The 20913-nt window shown below is 43.4% G+C and carries 16 protein-coding genes, 1 tRNA gene and 5 pseudogenes; 16 read left to right on the top strand and 6 right to left on the bottom strand.

Features of this window, described 5'->3' with window-relative positions; all coding sequences use genetic code 11:
* Positions 1–32 precede the first annotated feature (32 nt).
* From A4V03_RS16230 to A4V03_RS16210, 5 genes are all read left to right on the top strand, one after another.
* Positions 33–635 (top strand): TetR/AcrR family transcriptional regulator, encoded by a 603-nt coding sequence (locus A4V03_RS16230; RefSeq protein WP_065539633.1) that lies wholly within the window; start codon positions 33–35, stop codon positions 633–635.
* On the top strand, positions 632–1261 hold the full coding sequence (locus A4V03_RS16225) for a hypothetical protein (RefSeq protein WP_065539632.1): 630 nt from the start codon (positions 632–634) through the stop codon (positions 1259–1261). Before A4V03_RS16230 ends, A4V03_RS16225 begins: the two co-directional genes overlap by 4 nt.
* Positions 1258–2064 carry a 4Fe-4S binding protein gene (locus A4V03_RS16220; protein ID WP_065539631.1) on the top strand — a complete coding sequence of 269 codons (807 nt, stop codon included), beginning with the start codon at positions 1258–1260 and terminating at the stop codon, positions 2062–2064. The genes A4V03_RS16225 and A4V03_RS16220 overlap by 4 nt, the downstream gene beginning before the upstream one ends.
* A gap of 62 nt (positions 2065–2126) precedes the next feature.
* The gene (locus A4V03_RS16215) at positions 2127–2522 is read left to right on the top strand and encodes a VOC family protein (RefSeq protein ID WP_236588613.1); all 396 of its coding nucleotides are present in this window, start codon (positions 2127–2129) and stop codon (positions 2520–2522) included.
* Between the two features lie 165 nt (positions 2523–2687).
* Positions 2688–3053 (top strand): BlaI/MecI/CopY family transcriptional regulator, encoded by a 366-nt coding sequence (locus tag A4V03_RS16210; protein ID WP_065540471.1) that lies wholly within the window; start codon positions 2688–2690, stop codon positions 3051–3053.
* On the opposite strand, the gene A4V03_RS21365 is transcribed toward A4V03_RS16210, so the two are convergent.
* Entirely contained in the window at positions 3034–3216 is a 183-nt protein-coding gene (locus A4V03_RS21365) for a hypothetical protein (protein WP_236588614.1), read from the bottom strand. The two genes, A4V03_RS16210 and A4V03_RS21365, sit on opposite strands and share 20 nt — an antisense overlap.
* Before the next feature lie 28 nt (positions 3217–3244).
* On the opposite strand from A4V03_RS21365, the gene A4V03_RS16205 reads away from it, so the two are divergent.
* The 7 genes and pseudogenes from A4V03_RS16205 (at position 3245) to A4V03_RS16175 (ending at position 11132) form a co-directional block, all read left to right on the top strand.
* The gene (locus A4V03_RS16205) at positions 3245–4396 is read left to right on the top strand and encodes a M56 family metallopeptidase (protein WP_236588615.1); all 1152 of its coding nucleotides are present in this window, start codon (positions 3245–3247) and stop codon (positions 4394–4396) included.
* Between the two features lie 165 nt (positions 4397–4561).
* Positions 4562–4978 carry a DUF3795 domain-containing protein gene (locus A4V03_RS16200; RefSeq protein ID WP_236588616.1) on the top strand — a complete coding sequence of 139 codons (417 nt, stop codon included), beginning with the start codon at positions 4562–4564 and terminating at the stop codon, positions 4976–4978.
* A 4-nt stretch (positions 4979–4982) separates the two neighbouring features.
* Entirely contained in the window at positions 4983–5327 is a 345-nt protein-coding gene (locus A4V03_RS16195) for a DUF3795 domain-containing protein (protein ID WP_084081213.1), read from the top strand.
* A 1-nt stretch (position 5328) separates the two neighbouring features.
* A complete protein-coding gene (locus A4V03_RS16190) occupies positions 5329–6129 on the top strand; it encodes an META domain-containing protein (RefSeq protein WP_084081172.1) in 801 nt (266 codons plus the stop codon).
* 7 nt (positions 6130–6136) lie between these two features.
* Positions 6137–7516, top strand: coding sequence for an alpha/beta hydrolase (locus A4V03_RS16185; RefSeq protein WP_065539627.1), 1380 nt, complete (start codon positions 6137–6139; stop codon positions 7514–7516).
* A gap of 4 nt (positions 7517–7520) precedes the next feature.
* A pseudogene (locus A4V03_RS16180) lies at positions 7521–9817 on the top strand (hybrid sensor histidine kinase/response regulator).
* Positions 9810–11132, top strand: a complete 1323-nt coding sequence (locus A4V03_RS16175) for a sigma-54-dependent transcriptional regulator (RefSeq protein WP_065539626.1) — start codon at positions 9810–9812, stop codon at positions 11130–11132. Before A4V03_RS16180 ends, A4V03_RS16175 begins: the two are co-directional and overlap by 8 nt.
* Positions 11133–11315: 183 nt before the next feature.
* On the opposite strand, the pseudogene A4V03_RS16170 reads toward A4V03_RS16175, so the two are convergent.
* Positions 11316–11999: pseudogene (locus A4V03_RS16170) on the bottom strand (phage integrase SAM-like domain and Arm DNA-binding domain-containing protein); the annotation flags it as partial.
* 60 nt (positions 12000–12059) lie between these two features.
* On the opposite strand from A4V03_RS16170, the gene A4V03_RS16165 reads away from it, so the two are divergent.
* Complete coding sequence (locus A4V03_RS16165; RefSeq protein ID WP_065537581.1) at positions 12060–12431, top strand: ISAon1 family transposase N-terminal region protein; 372 nt, start codon at positions 12060–12062, stop codon at positions 12429–12431.
* Positions 12424–13407, top strand: a complete 984-nt coding sequence (locus A4V03_RS16160) for an ISAon1 family transposase (protein ID WP_236588617.1) — start codon at positions 12424–12426, stop codon at positions 13405–13407. Before A4V03_RS16165 ends, A4V03_RS16160 begins: the two co-directional genes overlap by 8 nt.
* Before the next feature lie 399 nt (positions 13408–13806).
* On the opposite strand, the gene A4V03_RS16150 is transcribed toward A4V03_RS16160, so the two are convergent.
* Together A4V03_RS16150 and gadC are read right to left on the bottom strand one after the other, a co-directional pair.
* Positions 13807–13879, bottom strand: a tRNA-Phe gene (locus A4V03_RS16150).
* 577 nt (positions 13880–14456) lie between these two features.
* Positions 14457–16147: pseudogene (gene gadC, locus A4V03_RS16145) on the bottom strand (putative glutamine/gamma-aminobutyrate antiporter GadC).
* Between the two features lie 217 nt (positions 16148–16364).
* Here gadC and A4V03_RS16140 point away from each other — a divergent pair.
* Positions 16365–17144: a potassium channel family protein gene (locus A4V03_RS16140; RefSeq protein ID WP_065539625.1), complete on the top strand. Its 780-nt coding sequence runs from the start codon at positions 16365–16367 to the stop codon at positions 17142–17144.
* 212 nt (positions 17145–17356) lie between these two features.
* On the opposite strand, the gene glsA is transcribed toward A4V03_RS16140, so the two are convergent.
* Both glsA and A4V03_RS16130 read right to left on the bottom strand, forming a co-directional pair.
* On the bottom strand, positions 17357–18322 hold the full coding sequence (gene glsA / locus A4V03_RS16135; protein WP_065539624.1) for a glutaminase A: 966 nt from the start codon (positions 18320–18322) through the stop codon (positions 17357–17359).
* Positions 18319–19708, bottom strand: a pseudogene (locus A4V03_RS16130) (glutamate decarboxylase). The gene glsA and the pseudogene A4V03_RS16130 overlap by 4 nt, the downstream one beginning before the upstream one ends.
* Positions 19709–20528: 820 nt before the next feature.
* On the opposite strand from A4V03_RS16130, the pseudogene A4V03_RS21705 reads away from it, so the two are divergent.
* Positions 20529–20717, top strand: a pseudogene (locus A4V03_RS21705) (MFS transporter); the annotation flags it as partial.
* Between the last annotated feature and the right edge of the window lie 196 nt (positions 20718–20913).

The raw sequence follows: 20913 nt of genomic DNA, 5'->3' as shown, positions 1-20913 counted from the left end.
AATTTTGTCACCACTTAGTGACGTTATATAAGATGGAATTGAAAGAAACAGAAAAAAGGCTCCTTGAAGCTGTGAGCCATATCGTAGAGAACGATGGTTTTACCAAAATCGGAGTTAATCGCATAGCTAATCAAGCCGGATGCGATAAGGTTTTGATTTATCGCTATTTCGGTGGGTTGGATGGTTTGCTCGTGGAATGGGCAAAGCGTCATGACTATTATTCGTTTGCCTATTCAGAGTTTATTGACACCATTAAACGAGCTAAAGACGGTAACATAAAGCAGATTGTTAAGGATGTGTTTATGTGTCAACTTAACTATCTAAAAGATAATGTAATCATGCAAGAACTTTTGGTATGGGAACTTTCAGGTCATTCATCTTTCAAGGGAATTATAGAAGAACGTGAGCGTGTCGGTCATAAATTGCAGGAGGAACTGAACAGGTATTTGGGCAAGAGTGTCGACAACAATATGTCGATTGCAATAATCATATCCGCAATCAACTACATTGTTCTTTTCACAAGGCAATACCACAAAATCAACGGCATAGATTTCAGTAACCCGGAAGCATGGGAAAGAATGGAAGCTATGATTTCCAAATATGTGGATTTTATCTTTGACAATAACTGTCTATGAAACATATTATTACAATAGTACTTACATTATTTCTTGCAGCATTTGCAATGGCGCAGGAAAGAAACTACATTTCCATCTGCGGCAAGACCAAAACATCCATCAAATGGACGGAAGAACGCAAGAATGGAAAGATATACCTGCATACGGTTCAAGGTGGTGAGAAGCATGAGTATATCTTAGGAAGCGGATATAAAACCGAGAGTTGGAAGATAGTAAATACTTCTTCAAACACCAATCTGTCAATCAGTCTGAATAATGGGATATGCTCCATATCCGGCAAATTCAATGGAAAACAGATTTCAAAAAAGGTGAAAAGTAAAGGCAAGCCGTGGTATCAAAACATAGCCTATAATGCGGGATTAACTCTGAAAAATGGCAGGTCTGTGGAATACGAATGTTTTCGCCCCGACAACATAAAACTATATACCATGTCGGCAGTAAAGAAAGGAAATGAGAAATTAGACGGAAAGAATGCAGTAAGAATCGAAGTCAGTCTTGCCGGCTTTATGTCTGCTTTCTGGAGCTGTGATTATTACTTTGACACGAGTTCTCTGATGTTTGTGGGGTATAAGGGCGTAAACGGTGGCCCCAGAACACCTGAAACAAAAATATCAGTCGCAAGATGAAGACAATAATATTCTATCGTTCCTCATATAGAGGAAACACATTGAAGATTGCGGAAAGCATGAAGGATGCCCTATCTGCCGAATTGGTATCTATCGACAGCAATCCGTCAATCGACCTGTCGAATTATGACCTTATAGGCTTTGGCTCCGCGATTAACTTTGCCGCTCACGATATACGACTTCAAAGATTTGTTTCAAGTCAAAATCTTAAAGGGAAAAATGTGTTTCTATTTTCCACCCGTTGCAGACCTTTCTTGGGAGCATATCATAAGCCCCTCAGGAAAGTCGTCGAGACAAAAGGGGGAATTATAGCCGGAGAGTTTTCCTGCCGAGGATTTGACCGCACAGGGCCGTGGGTGTTGATGGACGGCTACAATAAAGCCAGACCGGATGAGCGGGATATGTTCAAGGCAAGACTGTTCTCGGAAAAGCTTCGATGGAAATTGCATCCGTTGGCTCTTGCCCATAAAAATCCTGTTGCAGGATATTCAGATGGCATACCGATACGGCACAATGGTTCAAATATAGTGATAGGTGATAAGGTGGTATTCCTTAATACCTCTACTTGTATAAAGTGCGGAAAATGTATCAACGTTTGTCCGATGCACATATTCTCACTAAAAGATACGGCTTTGCCGATGGACGAGAAAAATTGTATCCAGTGCCGATTATGCGCCGACAACTGTCCGACATCCTCAATATATATCCAAGAATCTTTCTTGAATGGATTGCGGATAGCTCTCAGGGAATCATTCAGTAACAAATTGCAGAATAGTTATAAAGCAGAGGATAATCATCATTAGGTCTTTTAACCTAACACGGATGTCCGCTTTTTACTATCACAGGCTATTACATCGCTGTAACTTTGCAGCGTACTAATCAAATAATAAAAAGTATGATTGCATTTTTTGAAATCCCCACCAATGACTTTGACAAGTCGGTGGCGTTCTATCAGGCTCTCTTTGGCGAAAAGCTGGAGGTGTCGCAGTTCGGCGATGAGAAAATGGCCTGTCTTATGAAAGAAGGTAAGAGTGTATGCTCAATCTCCTCGGCTCCCTCGTTTCCCGGTTTCGCACCCTCTAACGGAGGCGTGTTGGTATATCTCCAGACAAAAGATTTGGATGCCAGCGTGAAAACTGCGTTGGATAACAGCGCGACAATCGTAACTCCCAAGACCAAGATTCAGGTTGACGGTTGGGGTTACTTCGCCATCATCGCCGATCCTGTCGGCAACCTCATCGGGCTTTATGGCGACAAGTAAAGAGCCGAAAACGTAGGTTACAGTAGAGAGAACTACTCGGTTCTCTCCACTATCCGTATCTATAATCAATTTTTTCTGCCCGATTATTTTGTCGTCTAAAATAATTAGACTATTTTTGCATTATCAAATCGTCTAAGTTGGTTAGACTAAATGCAAATGGAAGATATGAGGCCATTAACAGAAAGAGAAGAAGAAGTGATGAACTTCTTTTGGGAAAGCGGGGCACTCTCGGTTCGGGATGTCGTTGCCCTTCACAATGAGCCGCTTCCAAGCCGGACGATGGTAGTCACATTCGTGAAATTTCTTGAACAGAAAGGCTATCTCGACCACAAGGCTGAAAGCACAGGCTTCATATATTTTCCAATAATAGAGCGAGAAGATTATTGCAGACAAAATCTGAAGAGCGTCATAAGGCGGTATTTCGACAATTCCATTCAGAATGTTGTGAACTTCCTGATTAAAAGCGAGGAATATAGCGATGAAGAGGCTAAGGAAATAATATTGCAAATATCTAACAGAGGAAAGGAATAACAATGGCAGGCATATTTTTAGCATATTCATTATTAGCAAGCACCCTCTTGATTGTTGTCTGGGTGGTGTACAAATGCGTTCTTGCCAATATCGGATGTTTCCGGTTCAACAGGACATTGTTGTTGTCCTGTATAACGCTTGCTTTCGTTTTTCCTATCTTCATACTTAATCCCTTTTGGGTAGCGGATATTATGGAGAATAATATTGAAATCGCTTTTAATCCGGTCGAGATTGCCTATATAGCCAATACGGTATCAGAGCAGATCACTCCGATATGGGATTATATAGTCACACTTTACCTTATAGGGGTTATTGTCATGATTCTCTATTTCCTCGTTTCACTGGTACGGTTGGCACTGTTCATTCTCAAAGGTGAGCATATAAAACAGGATGACTGCCGCATTATACTTCATCGCCATAACAGCGTCGCCCCGTTTGCATGGTGCGGATATATCATGATGCCAAGACGTGACTGGTATGAGTTCGGGCAGATGATAGTATGCCATGAAAAAGCGCATATAGAATGTCGCCATTGGATTGACTTGCTTCTTATGCAGGCTGCGATTATTATCACTTGGTATTGTCCCGCTATATGGCTTCTGCGCAATGAGCTTCATACCCTCCATGAGTATGAAGCCGACAGCCATGTGCTTGCATCGGGCGTAAAACGAGAAGAGTATCAGATGTTTCTAATAAAAAAGACAGTTGGAGCAAGGTTCGCAACTCTTTCTAACTGTCTCAATCACAGTTCACTTAAAAAACGTATAACTATGATGTTATCAAGCAAACCGACAGGCAAAGCCCGTGTGCGTGCTTTTGTCATGGTGCCTGCAATGGCACTCGCGTTAATCGGTCTGGCCACCCCTGCGGTGTCAGCAGTAATCAACGAGGTATCTGCCGCTACGCCGGTGGAGGATCTGCGTTACAAAATTAGCGAAAAATCCGATTCCACCATTCGAGTGACAGAAAGAAATTCCGATGTGGTGGTCACGGAGAAAGCGAACGCGGCCGATGCCGTGCCATTCATCAGGACAGAAACCGCCCCAAACTTTCCCGGAGGTAAAGATAAGTTGACGGAGTTTGCCAACAAGAATATATCTTTCCCTGAAAGCACATACGTCAACGGTATTCTTGATATGGATGCGGTGGTTCAGCTCACAATCGCTAAAGACGGCGTAGTAAAAGATGCCCGAATTGTAAAAAGCTCAGGCCAAGTGCTGGATGCCGAAGCTCTGCGTGTGGCTCGTATGCTTCCAAAATTCCACCCCGGTCTCAATGGAGGACTGCCTGCGGAATCAAGTTACACACTGGCTTTCAACTATTCGGTCAACAAACAGCAATAAAACTTCTAAAAAATACATATATCTTATCTGATACTTGGAGTGTGCCGTATTTTGCAGTACGGCATACCTTGTATCATTAGTAGCCTTAGTTATCTCTAAGAGATAGACTGCGATATAAAGGTCTTATAGTCGGGATGATTCCGACAAGTTGAATTAATCAGTTTTATGGACAGGAATATGATTGCCCTATGTGGGCTAAACTGCGCTGTTTGCAGCGAAGCATTGCGAGAAGATAGTCCCTGCGTGGGTTGCCGTAGTGAGGGCAATAAAGGTGAGTATTGTGCCAATTTATGCAAGATTGTCAAATGCGAGATACGAAAAAGTCTGCCGGACGGATTCTGTGACAAATGCCCTCAATACCCTTGCCGGGAGATTGTCAATAAGGAGTGTTGGTATGCCAACGCCTATCCGATGATAGAATCGCTGATGGGCAATCTCGCCTTTATTGGAGAGAACGGTCTTAAAAAGTTCTTACAAAGGGAAAAAGAACGTTGGACTTGCTCCGATTGCGGTGGTGTCATATCCGTGCATAACGGAAAATGTTATGGCTGTGGCAAAAATTATACAAATAGAAAATATTGAATATATGGGAAATATAACAACAGATATAAACAATATAGCCGCCTGTGGGCTGTATTGTGGCGCGTGTCGCAAATTTTTGTCTGGGAAATGCCCCGGATGCAGGAATAACGAGAAAGCATCATGGTGTAAAATCCGCAAATGCTGCATAAACAAAGGCTATCATACTTGTGCCGAATGCGAGTGTGACGTAAGAGAGTGTAAAACCTATTCCAACTTCATAAGCAAAGTGTTCGCGTTGCTCTTTAACTCCGACCGTCCGGCTTGTATCAGCTATATACGGGAACAAGGAGAAATAGCGTATGCAGAGGAAATGAGCAAGCGAAAATGCCAGACCATAAAACGCAAATGATATGAAAACAAACATTCTTACAGCAATAATGCTTGCATTAGCCATATTGGTTGGCTCATGCAATGCCCCGTCAGATAATGCCCTGTACAGGGAATGGCGACTTGAGAAATACAACTGTATCGCCACTTCTTCATACGGGCTGACACAGGTAAATGAGAATTGTAATTATGTATTGCAGATGGATAAAACCGGAGTATTCTATTGTACCACCGATTGCAATACCATCTCCGGCTGTTTTGAAAAAAGCAAAAACGCTTTGAAATTCTCCGATATATCCTTTACCGAACTGGCTTGCGATAACATGATAGTGGAAAGGAGTATCGTGTATAATCTACCTTGTATCAAATCATACGAAATCACAGACGATTCTATCTTAGTGCTGAAAGATGATAAAGGTCATATCCTGATGGAACTAATCAGGTATGATTTACCGGATGAAAGTTTGTGTGGGAAATGGCAACTTGAAAAATACAACAGCATCGTTATAACTTCAAACGAACTAACTGACATAAACGAGGAATCGGACTGCGTTTTACAGTTGAATAACACCGGATTTGTCTGCACCACTGACTGTAACATAATATCAGGCAATTTTGTCGAGGATAATAATATTTTGGGCTTCTCCAACATATCCATGACTGAAAAGGCAGTAGAGGGTATAGTATCTTGTGATGATATGGAATTGGAAAGAAGTATAGAGGCAAATCTACACTGTGTCAAGTCATACGAGCTAAAAAACAACACCGTTCTGTATCTGAAAGATACGTATGGTCATATATTAATGGAGCTAATAAAGCAATAGTTTTACAATGATGAAAAGAATAATAATTGCAACTATTTTAGCCACCTGTTCCATATTAAACATTATGGCTTCCGAGGATAATATTTCGAGTGCATGGCATGGTACGCTGAAGATAACTCCGCAAGTGGCATTAAAGATTGTGTTCAAATTCAAGATAGAAGAAGATGGCAAACCGTCAGTCACGCTTGATTCTCCGGATCAAGGAGCATACGGAATAGCCGGAGAAGTGAATTTCATTTCGGCTGATTCTGTAAATGTGACAGTTCGACGCATCGGATTGACGTTTACAGGACGGAAACAAGATGGGAAACTCATTGGGAAATGCACACAAGGAGCAATGAGTGCCGCCCTTGAATTATCGCCGGGCATTGTGGAATTAAAGCGACCTCAAACACCTAAGCCACCATATCCATACACTACAAAGGAGGTTCGTTTCAATAACTTATCAGATAGTGTTACTCTCGCTGGGACACTTACTTTACCTGAAGGTTTTAATGAGACAACTCCGGTTATCGTAATGATTACCGGTAGCGGATTGCAAAACCGCGATGAAGAAATATACGGACATAAGCCGTTTGCTGTCATCGCCGATTACCTTGCCCGAAACGGCGTTGCAACCTTACGATATGATGACCGAGGATATGGAGAATCAACCGGCGACGGCAAAAATGCCACCACTGAAGATTTTGCACGAGATGCGAAAACGGCAATGGAATACCTGCGCAAAGAAATGAAATTCAAAAATGTCGGAATATTGGGGCATAGCGAGGGAGCGGCAGTGGCATTTATACTGGGAGCAGAGAACAATTCGGGATTATTCTCAAATCCGAATTTCATTATTGCCATTGGCGCACAGACGGTTCGTGGAGACTCGGTTCTAATAGACCAAAGTGCAACAATGCTGAAACAAGGTAACATGCCGGCGGATATTGTGTCTGATTATGTTGAAGCATTGCGCAAGATGTATGAACTGAAAATAAGGGAGGGTAACAATATGACCGTTGACAGTATTGAAGCTATATGTGCAAATTGGAAGAATACTCCCGTTCACACATCTTTGAAAGCCAATCTGAAAAAGATTGCAGCCGACAATAACCCGTGGTTAAATTTCTATATCGGTTTTTCACCGGCGGAAAGCATTGCAGATACGGATTGCCCTGTATTCGCACTATACGGAGAAAAAGATATACAAGTTCGCCCGGAACTGAATATGCCTCAAATGCAACGACTCGCCCCGAAAGCGACCGTGAAACTTTATCCCGGACTTAATCACCTTTTCCAGCACGCTCAAACGGGCGCAGTACAGGAATACGGCACAATTGAGGAAACGATCTCCCCCGAAGTCCTTCAGGACATTGTTGATTTTATCTCTTTCAAACCTCATTAAATTTATGATTTCAATCCGCAAGCTAATATCATGTGGCTATATTCTAATATTCATACTAATAGGAATGATTATATATTGCTATCAGTATGAATGGAAAAAGCTTGAAGTATTAGAGAAGGAGAACCGAACCACTGATGAGTTGCGCCGACATGTTAATGAATTAAACTTTCGCTTAACAGGATTTTCTCTGTTAGGAGAAACAATATTGGAATGGGAAGATAAAGATATTGCAAATTATCATTTGCAGCGTATGGCTTTGGATAGTATGCTTTATTATTTCACGTCTATCTACCCGTTTGAACGCATTGACAGTGTACACTATCTTTTAGAGGATAAAGAAAAACAAATGCGACGAATTGTACAGATGCTTGATGAACAGAAAAGCATCAAAGAAAGGATAGCCCGTCAAGTGCCTGCAATCGTATATAAAAGTACGCAAGAACAACCCAAGAAGCTGAAGCGAAAGGGCTTCTTGGGCATCTTTGGTAAAAAGGAGGAAGCAAAGCCCACCGTGACTACCACGATGCTCCATTCTCTTAGCCGGAATATGATAGCCGAACAACAAGCACAAAGCCGCCGTTTATCGGAACACGCTGACAGTCTTGCTGTTAACCGTCAGTTACAAAGTTTGATTCGCCAAATAGATGGAAAAATACAAGCTGACCTGCAAAAAAGAGAGAGGACGAGATAGCCACCATGCGTGAAAAATCGTTTATTCAGATAGGTGGCTTGACAGGATTCGTCCTCCTTCTGTTAATCATTTCATATATCATAATTCACCGGAATACTAACCGTATCAAGCGGTACAAACGGGAAACGACAAATTTAATCAAACAGCTACAACAAGCGGTAGAGAAAAACGAGGCACTGATAAATTCTCGCAAGAAAGCCGTGCATACTATCACGCATGAACTGCGCACACCTTTAACCGCAATAATCGGTTATACCGCGTTGATGGAAAAAGGGAATGATGCGGATAAAAAAGAGCAATATGTCCGTAATATCCGGCAATCTTCCGACCGTATGCGCGAAATGCTTAACACACTGCTTGACTTTTTCCGTCTGGATAACGGCAAGGAGCAGCCGAACACTTCTCCTTGCCGGATTTCGGCAATCACGCACATTCTTGAAACGGAGTTTATGCCAATCGCCATGAATAAGGGGCTGGCTCTTATCATAACCAATCAGACGGATACTATTGTCCTGACCGATAAGGAACGTATCCTGCAAATCGGCAACAACCTGCTGTCAAACGCCATCAAGTTCACGGAGAACGGTGGCGTTTCTCTGACAACGGACTATGATAACGACGTCCTGAAACTTATCGTCAAAGATACGGGTACAGGTATGACCGAAGAGGAACAACAACGGGTATTCGGTGCGTTTGAGCGTCTGTCAAACGCCGCCGCAAAAGACGGCTTCGGACTGGGACTGTCCATCATTCAGCGTATCGTGTCAATGCTCGGAGGTACAATCCGGCTGGAGAGCGAGAAAGGCAAAGGCAGCCGTTTCACGGTGGAAATACCCATGCATACAGCCGGGGAACTGCCGGAACGGATAAATCAGACACAGATTCATCATGACCGTACATTCCATGATGTCATCGCCATCGACAATGACGAGGTGTTACTATTGATGTTGAAAGAAATGTATGCACAGGAAGGCGTACACTGCGACACCTGCACCGATGCTGCGGAACTGATGGAAATGATACGCCGGAAAGAATACAGCCTGCTTCTGACGGATTTGAACATGCCGGAAATCAACGGCTTCGAGCTGTTGGAACTGCTGCGCACCTCCAACGTTGGCAATTCAAAGACTATCCCGGTAGTCGTGACAACCGCTTCAGGCAGTTGCAGCAAGGAGGAACTTATGGAACGTGGTTTCTCCGGTTGCCTGCTCAAACCGTTCTCCATATCGGAACTGATGGAGGTTTCAGACAAATGCGCCATGAAAGGCAACCGGAATGAAAAGCCGGATTTCACTTCTCTGCTGTCATACGGCAATGAATCCGTCATGCTGGATAAACTGATAACGGAAACCGAAAAGGAAATGCAGGCAATCAGGGAAGCGGGTCTAAAGAAAGACCTTCAGGAACTGGACGCACTTACACACCACCTGCGAAGTTCATGGGAGATACTCCGTGCCGACCAGCCGTTAAGGGAACTATACAAATTGCTTCATTGCGATGGCACACCTGACGATAAAACAATTGGCAATGCTGTAAAAGCTGTGCTGGATAAGGGTTCGGAGATAATCCAGCTGGCAAAAGAAGAAAGGAGAAAATACGAAAATGGATAAAACAAAAATTATCGTGGTGGAGGATAACATCGTATATTGTGAGTTTGTCTGCAACCTGCTGGCACGTGAGGGATTCCGCACCGTGCAAGCATTCCACCTCTCGACAGCAAAGAAGCTTCTGCTACAAGCGACAGAAAACGACATCATAGTTTCAAACTTACGTTTGCCTGAAGGCGATGGCATCGACTTGTTGCGCTGGATGCGCAAGGAGGGCATGATGCAACCGTTCATCATCATGACCGACTATGCCGAAGTACATACGGCAGTTGAAAGTATGAAACTCGGCTCGCTGGACTATATACCCAAACAGCTTGTGGAGGACAAACTTGTCCCATTACTCCGCACCATATTGAAAGAATGCAATGTCGGACGGAGCCGTATGCCCCTGTTCTCGCGTGACGGCTCGGCGTTCCAAGCCATCATGAAGCGGATAAGGCTGGTAGCCCCCACCGACATGAGCGTGCTGATATTCGGGGAGAACGGCACGGGCAAGGAGCATATCGCCCACCTGCTGCACGACAAGGGCAAGCGGGCAGGAAAGCCGTTTGTGGCTGTGGACTGCGGTTCGCTCACCAAAGAGCTTGCGCCGTCGGCTTTCTTCGGACACGTAAAAGGCGCATTCACGGGTGCGGACAGTGCCAAGAAAGGTTATTTCCATGAAGCCGAAGGCGGCACGCTGTTCTTGGACGAGGTGGGCAACCTCGCACCGGAAACCCAGCAGATGCTACTCCGCGCCATACAGGAACGTAGGTTCCGTCCCGTTGGCGACAAATCTGACCGGAGTTTCAATGTGCGCATCATCGCCGCCACCAACGAGGATCTGGAGAAGGCGGTCCATGAAAAGCGTTTCCGGCAGGATCTATTATACCGCCTGCATGACTTCGAGATAACCGTCCCGCCGTTGCGCGACTGTCAGGAGGACATCATGCCGCTGGCTGAGTTCTTCCGTGAAATTGCGAACCGGGAACTGGAGTGTGATGTCATCGGATTTGACGGAGAAGCCCGCAAGACATTGCTGACCCATGCGTGGCCGGGCAATGTCCGCGAGCTTCGTCAGAAAATCATGGGCGCGGTGTTGCAGGCACAGACGGGTCTTGTCACGAAAGAGCATCTGGAACTTGCCGTGACGAGGGCGACCTCACCTGTCAGCTTCGCCCTGCGCAGCGATGCGGAAGACAAGGAGCGTGTCTTACGCGCGTTGAAGCAGGCGAACGGTAACCGCAAGGTTGCCGCCGAACTGCTCGGGATAGGACGTACGACACTGTACAACAAACTGGAAGAATATGGATTGAAGTATAAATTTCAGCAACCATAGCCGGTAATTCGCTGAATTTGTATGATTTTGATTATCAGAATTTGGTTAATTCTCAAAATAATATTATCTTCGCATTGAGCTATTTGAAATGATTGGGAATCATGCAAAATGATGAAGACAGGTGGTTTCTAACCCATTACCTATACCTCTATTATTAGTTTGCAATTTATTGATAATCAAGCATACATTAGTTAGTGCAACAAATGTGAAAACGCAAAAGATAAAAACATCCCGTACCAGTTCCAGCCGTTCAATCCTGAACTCTTTCTGCCATATCCGGTTTATCTCGGCTTGGCTTAGGAACTGTTTGTTTACCTCCACCTCGTGAAACTTGATTCCTGCAAACGGGTTCTTTGCCAGCCACTCGTTGGCAATGGCAAGGTTTATCACTTTCTTAAAACATTTCATGTACCGGATAACGGTATTCTGTGCGCAATGCTTCTCCGTCTTTAGGTATAAATCGAATTTGCGTACCAGTTCCCCGTTTACCTCACGCAGTAACATATCATCTACCTTGTAATCCCGTTTAACCAGTTCCATGAGGTATTTAAGGCAATTGTCGTAACGTCTTACGGTGATGTCGGCATAGTCCGTCCCGATTAGCTTCCGGCAGTTGTCGTTATGTTCCTTGAATACATTATACAATGTCTTGAACGTTTCGTCCTTTCCCTGATAGCGGTTCACTATGGCACGTGCGGAGATAATCTTTCCCTCCAGTTCCAAGTCTTGGTAAATCTGATAGAATTTCACACGCAGGGCGTCAATGTAATGGTTAAGTTCGACAGAATTTCGGTCTTTGCCTGTCGATTTCTCTTTTTCCTGCGACCAAAGTGGGACTTTGATACTCCGTTTCAGTTGAAGTTCCACGTATAAGCGGGCTCAGTCTGAAAATTTGGGGGATTGCGTTAAAATTCTTATTTTTGCATCATGAAAACATCCTCTTCCCAAACGATTGATCCTGTTGCTTCTTTAAGCTTGTTCTTGCCTTCAGGAATCCTTGATTACTTCACCCTAGTCAATCATGTATCTCAGGATACTTGCTTTATTCTTTATTTAGAGGAGAAAGCCACTATTCCTTCCGAGTACTCTGATCTCCATCTTCACTCAAAAGGTTTCCTCCCTGAGATTGAAGTTCAGGACTTCCCTATCCGTGGTAAAGCCGTTTATTTACGTATCAAGCGTCGTCGCTGGGAAGATCCATCCACCGGGCAGACGTATAGTCGTGACTGGAGTTTGGTAGCCACCGGTACTCGCATAACCGCTGAGTTCGGTGCTTTTTTAAAAGAATTACTTGGATAATCACGCTGTTAGCTGCCAAAGTGTAGCCGAGCATTACTGCATGGATGGCAAACATCTTCAAAGCCAATATAAAGACCACCTGAGTGACTTCCAGAATTGGGATCAGAGAGCACATGCCCAAGAGTATATCCTTTATCCAAAGAATATGGGTTATCACCTATGTATTGACGAGACGGCTTTAAGCAAGGGAGATCTTTATACCATCTTAATAAATAGAGATAAGCGAGGCAGGAAAGGTTCTATTATAGCTGTAATTCAGGGCACTAAAACCGATGATATCATTGCGGTACTTACAAAGATGCCACAGGAGCTGCGGAATCAAGTCAAAGAAATCACACTGGATATGGCAGGGAGCATGCAAAAGATTGCGAAAACGTGCTTTCCACGTGCCATGCAGGTGATTGATAGGTTTCATGTACAAAAACTTGTATATGAAGCTGTACAAGAGTTGCGCATTACATATAGATGGCAAGTGATAAAAGAGGAGAATAAAGCCATGAAAGCGGCAAAAGAGAAGGGGGAAGTATATAAAGCGGAAGAACTCGAAAACGGAGATACACTCAGGCAATTATTGGCCAGAAGCAGATATTTATTATTTAAATCACCTGATAAATGGACCAAGAGTCAGAAAATCAGGGCAGAATTACTTTTCAAGCAGTTTGAAGATATTAAGCACGTATATTACTACTCATTGGAGTTGGGAAAGATATTTTCCACAAACTATGACAAGGATGTGGCAAGAGCAAAGCTGGCACTATGGTATAATAAGATTGAAGAATATGGATACGATACATTCACAACAGTAGCAAACTCTATTGAGAACCATTACGAAAGGATTTTAAACTTCTTTGTGAACAGGAGCACAAATGCAGCTGCAGAAGCATTTAATGCTAAAATCAAAGCATTTAGGGCATCATTTAGAGGAGTCGTGGATATGAGATTCTTCCTTTTTAGGCTAGCAAAGGTATATGCATAAATGGAAGTTACAAATATTAATCCCCCAAGAATTACAACTGAGCCTATAAGCGGTCATAAGTGACACGCACACGCACGGGCGCTTCCCCGTTTTTTAACAGTTTGCTGCGCTTGATGAAGAACAACACGCTGAATCTTTTTCTTTCCATACGGCTCAATTTTTAATGATACAAAGTTAGGAAATCGAACCGAGAACCCTGTTATGTAAGATAATGCAACGTGCTGTAAAAGAATGAAGTAAATACCTCGTAGTGGAACATTTCGGGCTTTTAAAAACAGTCCCTTGAATAAGGACGTATAGTTTGCTTCAATCCCACTAATTTTGCTTACTCTTGGAAAAGAAAAATCCCCGAACTTCTTTGAAATTCAGGGATTTACATCGTTTTGCCTTCTTAAAAAGTGGTGCCACCAGGAATCGAACCGGGGACACAAGGATTTTCAGTCCTTTGCTCTACCAACTGAGCTATGGCACCTTTCTCGTTTGCGGGTGCAAAGATAAGTATATTTTTTAATACTGCAATAACTTTGCGGGAAAATTTCGTCAAATTCTGACCAGTGAAAATATGAATGTATTTTTGTTAGAACAAATATGTAGATAACTTATTATTTATGCAACATGTTTTATAAATTTATGCACTGAAACTATCAAAATATTATAAACACTCTAATCCTATGTCATCACTGGCAATTATTATTATAATAGTTCTAGCAGCTACCCTCATTTATGTGTGGGCAAAGTGCTAGTCACTTTTTCGATCTTTCTCAAATAGAATCCGGGACGATAGATTTCGTTTATACGGAGTCTGATACCAATGATTTGTAGAGAGTTGGACGGAATATTTAAGACAAAATAGAATAACTCGCTGGTAGAATTGATTAAGCTCAGCCCATAAAGTAAATCGCCCTTACCACAGTTGTAAAGTGTAGCTCAAAAGTGTTAAGTCTGACTTTTTTGGGGGCTTCACTTGATTGTAGTAAGGGTGATTTTATAAATTCAAGGCTTCTTAAATTCTCTTGAATTTCTTGATGAACAGGATGAATGTTTAGCCTTTACGACTTACGTGCATCCTTATCTTTGTTTCCGGTTCCCGGAGATGCTTTGCTGGCAGAGGAACTTCCGAGGGAAGCTGAACCGGAGGATGCTGTACCTGAAGTTGTTGCATTAGAAGCGGTTGCCCCAGGGGTAGCTGTATTTGCCCCGGTTATTCCTCCTGCATGTGCAGAAGTAGCATTAGCAGGACGGGAGGCATTAGCGCTGCTTGCACTAACATTTGCAGTGGCAGGTTGAGCCTGAACTTCCCAATGGAACGGTTCGAAATTAGAATTAGGATCTACCCAAGACGGTTTCTTGGAAGCGTAGATAATAAACGGAGCAACGACAACGATAATTGCACCGATAATTAGTACGGAGAACCAAACGGTGTTGCTACCAGTAGAAATCTGGTTGGGCGGGATGAAGCTAAGAATAAAGGCAAGCAATGATCCGCAGAAGCCAAGACCGCCAACAAACCACATCAGACCGTTGCCGGACTTACCGATACGGAACGGACGGTTGAGTTTCTTCATCTTATAACGCAATGCGATAGCTCCGGAGAACATCAACAGGTACATAATCAGATAAAGAATAACTGTCAGCTGTGACAGAATCTGATAGAAGCTCTGTACGGAAGGCATAACAACAAACAACAAACTTAATACGGTTACAGCGATACCCTGTACGAACAAGATATTCTTCTGTACACCCAGCTTGTTTGTTTTCTGGAAGAACGGAGGCATATAACCGGCTTTACCTACGGCAAATATACCTTTGGACGGACCGGCAACCCATGTCAATACACCAGCCAATACACCGAAAGCAAGAGCGACGGCAATGATGGGTGACAACCAGGAAGCATGAATATATTTGAAATAGTTGTCGAAACCGACAAGCAGGCTTTGAGTCAGGTTGATGTCTTTGGCAGGGATAATCACACCCAATGCGAAAGTACCCAAAACGAAGATCAACACTGTGATAAGCGCACCGATAAATACGGCTTTCGGATAGTTTTTAGAAGGGTTATCTACGTCTTTTACGTGGATACCGCCCATTTCCATACCGGCATAAAATAAGAAGATGCTGGCAGCAAGAACGACGTTATCAAAGTTGGTAAAGTCGGGGAAGAAGCTGCTGTTGAAATCCATATTGGAATGTCCGCCTGTTGCCAGGTAAATGATTCCTAAGATAATCAACAGTCCGGCCGGGATAATGGTACCGACCATACCACCGATTTTGGCTACTTTACCTACCCAGCTCATACCTTTCAGAGAGATGAAGGTGGCCAGCCAATAGATGATAAGTACGACGACGAGCGTATAATACTTATTGTTTGCCAGTGACATGTCATGTACGTCATTCATTCCGATGAAAGCGATAGATACGGCACCAAACGTTAATACTGTCGGATACCAGATCGTACTTTCAATCCATTGCACCCAGATGGCGAGGAATCCCAACTTCTTGCCATAAGCCTCGCCTACCCACCGGAACACACCGCCCTGCTTATCCTGAAACATCGCTGCCAACTCGGCTGCAACGAGCGATGTAGGGATTAGAAAGACAATAGCTGCAAAAAGATAATAGAAGGCCGAACTCATTCCATATACGGCTCGGCTGGTAGTCCACGCAAGGATACTACTGCCGTAACATTCATGATAGCAAGGGTAAACACCCCCAGCTTCACTGCATTTTTAATATTTGCCATAAGTTAAGGTTTTAAGTGAAAAATATTTTAAAGTCAGTGTTATAACAACATTTTGTGCGAGATGTTTCCGCAATCTCTTTCAAAGTTCGTTAATTAACATCGCCGGAATTGGGATACTGTAAACCCCGGTTTGCCTGTTTCGAAACAATTACTTTTCTCGATTGTTTCTAAACAATCTAAATTATACATCAACCATTTTATTATCAATTAAGTAGTTATGAAATCAGCGTTTTCAGATTTTATTTCCGGGAAAAAGGGGATTTACGGTATTCTTCACATTATTATATTGGTGATGTCCCTGTTTCTGGTTATCAGTATCTCGGTGGATACTTTTAAGGGAATCCCTTTCTATACACAGTCTTCTTACATGAAGGTACAGCTATGTATCTGCCTTTGGTTTCTTTTCGATTTTGTATTGGAGTTCTTTTTGGCAAAGCATAAAGGACGCTATCTGCGGACACATTTTATCTTTTTATTGGTGGCCATCCCTTATCAGAATATTATTGCATATTATGGATGGACATTTTCGCAGGAGATCACCTACTTGCTTCGTTTCATTCCTTTGTTGAGGGGAGGATATGCGCTTGCTATTGTGGTCGGCTGGCTGACTTACAACCGGGCTTCTAGCTTGTTCGTCTCTTATCTGACGATGTTGCTGGTAACAGTTTATTTCTCTAGTTTGGCATTTTTTGTGCTCGAGCATCGGGTGAATCCATTGGTAAATGATTATGGAGATGCCTTGTGGTGGGCTTTTATGGATGTCACTACCGTGGGGTCGGATATTACAGCGCAGACCGTGACCGGGCGTGTGCTTTCCGTTCTGCTCGCCGCCTTGGGTATGATGATGTTTCCCATCTTCACGGTTTATATTACAAATCTGATTCAACAATCCAACGAGCGTAGGAAGCAATATTACGAAGAGGAGGAACAACAGAAAAAGGCTTCTGCCCAAAAGGAATCGGCAGAAAAAGCAGTCGTACAGAAGGTTAATACATAATATGCTTGGGTGGGGATAAAAACTGAGAGAGCGACGTCGGGCGTAAAATGTTGAAAAGCAATAGTAGATTACTTTTCTTAAAGAAAAAGAGGCTGTCTAAAAAGTCGGTTCTATTATAATTCTCCTCCTTCCCTGAAGGAGGGGAGTTAGAGTTACTGACGACTTTTTAGACAGCCTCTTTACCTACTTATAAAAGAGATCGAGAGAGAGTTTTAGTCAACAACGGTGATATGGTTGTTGCTAAACACATTTAATTCCAGCTTGTTCATGATGTATTGAATAGCTAGTTGCGCTTTCACGGAGTTGCCCGATCCATCCAAAGGAGGAGCAAAGGCAGCAATGCCGAACTGTCCGGGCAGTACACCCATCACACCGCCGCCTACACCTGTCTTGGCGGGGATACCGGAAGTGTACATCCAGTCGCCGGTATGTTCGTAGAAACCTACTGCGGCAATCATGGCAGTGATTTTAGGAGCTAGCGCGGCATCAAAAACTTCTTTCTTAGTCACCGGATTTACACCACCGTTGGCGATTGTGCCGGCTGCAATGGAAAGCTGCAATGCAGTCACTCCCAAAGAGCACTGACGGGTGTAAAGGTCTAATGACATATCCGGATCATCATAAATCCGGTCATAGTTTTTCAGCAACCATGCGATAGAACGGTTGTTGAAGTTGGTATCCGATTCGGACTTGTACAGTTCATCAATCAATTGTGGGACGCTGCCGCATAAATCGGTTACGTTTCCTACAATGGCATCCCATTTCTTGGCAGAGTCGCCAATGGGCTGCACCATGCTGCAGGCGGAGATAGCTCCGGCGTTTACCAACGGAGTAGACGGATGGTCGTTCTCCAGCAAGATGGCGATAATTGAATTGAAAGGCAAGCCTGTTGCGTCGGCTCCAATCTTGTCCAGGATTTCTTTGGCACCATATTGGCGCAGTGCCAGAATAGCTGTATGTACTTTGGATACGGATTCTATACCGAAGCGGTAGTCAGTATCTCCCACATGGATGGTCTGCCCGTTGAGCAGGCAGACACTGATACCAAAGAGATCTTTGTTGACATTTGCCAGGTAGGGGATATAGTCGGCGTTCTTGCCGCTGGTGTGGGTCTTTACCTGATCGTATGCCTCCTGTACCACTTCTTTCAATTGAGCGAGTGTTACTTTTTTATTCATAGATTCTTTTCTTGAGCCATACGGGTAGGAGTAGGATATTCCAGCTTTTCCAGTTCGGTGATAGCGTTGTTGATGTCGCCCAGCAGCATATCTGCCATATCGCGGCTGAATCCCTGACGGACAACGATACGCATCACTACATAATCTTCCAGTTTGGAAGGCAAGGTATAAGCAGGAACCATCCAACCGCGTTGAGATAGTTTGTCTTGCAAATCGTACAAAGTCCATTTGGCGTTCTTTGCATATTCCGGTTTCAGATACCGGATGAATAATGGGTTCACAACATCATTAGAGTAGTTGACAAACGGAACCATCTTGGCTATTTCGCTGTGGATATATTTAGCAATTTGCAGGGAGTTGTACTGCACTTCTTTGTATCCCTGGAATCCTAAACGGATGAATTGATAATATTGTCCCAGGATTTGTGCGGCGGGACGGGAGAAGTTCAAACCTACCTGTGTAATGTTGGCACCCAGATAATTTACGCTGAATGACATTTCTTCGGGCAGATATTCTTTGCCTTTCCAGCAAACCCATCCGAGTCCCGGATATACCAAATCAAACTTATGGCCGGATACGTTGATGGAAAGTACCCATTTCAGACGGAAGTCCCATTTCTTTTCCGGATACAGGAACGGAAGGATGAAACCACCACTGGCGGCATCTACGTGGATAGGAATGTCGTAACCGGTCTTGGCATTGTAAGCATCCAGTGCTTTGTCCAATGCTTCGACGTCATCATTCAGTCCAGTCCATGTAACACCTTGGATAGGCACGATACAGATGGTGTTTTCATCACACATTTTCAAAGCTTCTTCGGGGTCGAGAGTGGTTTTTCCGAGTGTCAAAGGCACTTCACGCATTTCAATCTGCCACAACTGTGCAAACTTTTCCCAAACAACCTGGAAACCGGTAGAAATAACAAAGTTTGGTTTATCAAATGGTTTGCCCTGTGCTTGTCTTTTTTTTGCGCCAACGCAACCAGGCAGCTACGCCACCTAGCATACATGCTTCCGAAGAACCGATAGCCAGCGCACCGGTTTTCCAAGTGTCTTTTTCAGGAGAGTTCCACAAGTTGGCAACGATGTTGATACATTTACCGTTCATCACTGCGATACGCGGATATTCTGTTTCATCAATGTAGTTGATGTTAATGGCCTCATTCATCAGCTTAGTGGCATATTCATCCATATAAGTGGTTACGAACGTAGCCAGATTCAATCGTGGTTGGGTTTGAGCAAATGTTTCATCTTTCACCATTTGATAGGCGACTTCAGGAGTAGTAGGTCCATCGGGTATTTTCTCTACCGGGGAGGGTTGTAACATTCTGTCCGAACCAAATACATCGGTCTTTGCATCACCTTTTCTGAAATTTAAATCTTCCATACTAATTTGTTTTTTTAAGGTTTAGGGCGATGGGGATTTTCCCCGTCGAATTTCCCACAACAACAGTGGATAGTTTTTAAAGTTTCCCGGTTTTGCATTATTGGGCGTTTATCAAGGAGGAGGACGCCCTTATTGAAACGGAGCTTTTGTGATTGGGTTGAAAAACTCATGACCATGCACGGAAATGAATGAGATTTTGTTTTCAATAACTGATTTGCATAAGTATACCATGAACTTTTGATTTATAAGTTCCACCCGTTTCACCTTATAACTGAAACATCGATGAATAAGTAGATAGCGGGTGAAAGCGTAGGAAAAAAACAGGTGAAGTCTTCCATTATCGCTTTCACCTTTTGAATGTAACGGCATCGCGGAGACGCTTACTTGTTTATACCGATTGCTGGACATATATAGCCACCGTGCTGGACATATATAGCCACCGTGCTGGACATATATAGCCATCGTGCTGAATACATAGATGCAATCTGTTGAATCTATAGATGTACCAATTCAAGTATTAACAGATGAGAACCAAGGTGTTAACACCTGACGACTAGGCTATTAACATCTGACAGTTCATCTATTAATACCTGACAATGAATTTGCTATCAGCCTATTTTCATTAGCTATAATGATATCTGGATTAGCTATAATGATATTGGTTTTAGCTCAAAGGATATTTTGAAAAGACAAGGTGAAACCGATAATGTTCTGTTTCACCTGATTTCACCCCTCGCTTTCACCCGCTATCTCCTTATTCATCGGCATTTCAGGAATCAGGTGAAATCGATGAATGGCAATAATCCTATAGTGGCATTATGCTTTGCTCGGCATCGGGTCCGGACTTATTATCCCTTTATCTACCGGATTGGTTTCCAGATATTTTGTGGGAACTTATCGGGTGAAACAGTTCGGGTTGAGTTCCGCCATAACTAATTTCACGTTAGGGATAGCAACTGCCGTGACAGGTTATCTGGCAGAAGTCAGTTGGCATCTGCCTTTCCTGATGGAAAAGCATCATTTCTCCAATGGATATTTCATACCCAATCACAAGAGTTTCCGTTTATCTTTAATCTGTTGATTACCATTGTGACTCTTTTCTGGGCATGCCGGCGCCGTCATAGCTTTTTGTTTAACGACCAATTGACCAATTAAAATAAAAAAGAGCGTCCTTCTTAGAACGCTCTTGCTTATTTCATCATCAT

The organism is Bacteroides caecimuris (assembly GCF_001688725.2).
GTDB lineage: Bacteria > Bacteroidota > Bacteroidia > Bacteroidales > Bacteroidaceae > Bacteroides > Bacteroides caecimuris.
This window is presented reverse-complemented; position numbering and strand designations above follow the sequence as displayed.

Coding starts and splice junctions, on each gene's coding strand:
- A4V03_RS16230 (WP_065539633.1), top strand. CDS start 33: ATGGAATTGAAAGAAACAGAAAAAAGGCTCCTTGAAGCTGTGAGCCAT.
- A4V03_RS16225 (WP_065539632.1), top strand. CDS start 632: ATGAAACATATTATTACAATAGTACTTACATTATTTCTTGCAGCATTT.
- A4V03_RS16220 (WP_065539631.1), top strand. CDS start 1,258: ATGAAGACAATAATATTCTATCGTTCCTCATATAGAGGAAACACATTG.
- A4V03_RS16210 (WP_065540471.1), top strand. CDS start 2,688: ATGAGGCCATTAACAGAAAGAGAAGAAGAAGTGATGAACTTCTTTTGG.
- A4V03_RS21365 (WP_236588614.1), bottom strand. CDS start 3,216: ATGAAGATAGGAAAAACGAAAGCAAGCGTTATACAGGACAACAACAAT.
- A4V03_RS16205 (WP_236588615.1), top strand. CDS start 3,245: ATGGAGAATAATATTGAAATCGCTTTTAATCCGGTCGAGATTGCCTAT.
- A4V03_RS16200 (WP_236588616.1), top strand. CDS start 4,562: ATGGACAGGAATATGATTGCCCTATGTGGGCTAAACTGCGCTGTTTGC.
- A4V03_RS16195 (WP_084081213.1), top strand. CDS start 4,983: ATGGGAAATATAACAACAGATATAAACAATATAGCCGCCTGTGGGCTG.
- A4V03_RS16190 (WP_084081172.1), top strand. CDS start 5,329: ATGAAAACAAACATTCTTACAGCAATAATGCTTGCATTAGCCATATTG.
- A4V03_RS16185 (WP_065539627.1), top strand. CDS start 6,137: ATGATGAAAAGAATAATAATTGCAACTATTTTAGCCACCTGTTCCATA.
- A4V03_RS16175 (WP_065539626.1), top strand. CDS start 9,810: ATGGATAAAACAAAAATTATCGTGGTGGAGGATAACATCGTATATTGT.
- A4V03_RS16165 (WP_065537581.1), top strand. CDS start 12,060: ATGAAAACATCCTCTTCCCAAACGATTGATCCTGTTGCTTCTTTAAGC.
- A4V03_RS16140 (WP_065539625.1), top strand. CDS start 16,365: ATGAAATCAGCGTTTTCAGATTTTATTTCCGGGAAAAAGGGGATTTAC.
- glsA (WP_065539624.1), bottom strand. CDS start 18,322: ATGAATAAAAAAGTAACACTCGCTCAATTGAAAGAAGTGGTACAGGAG.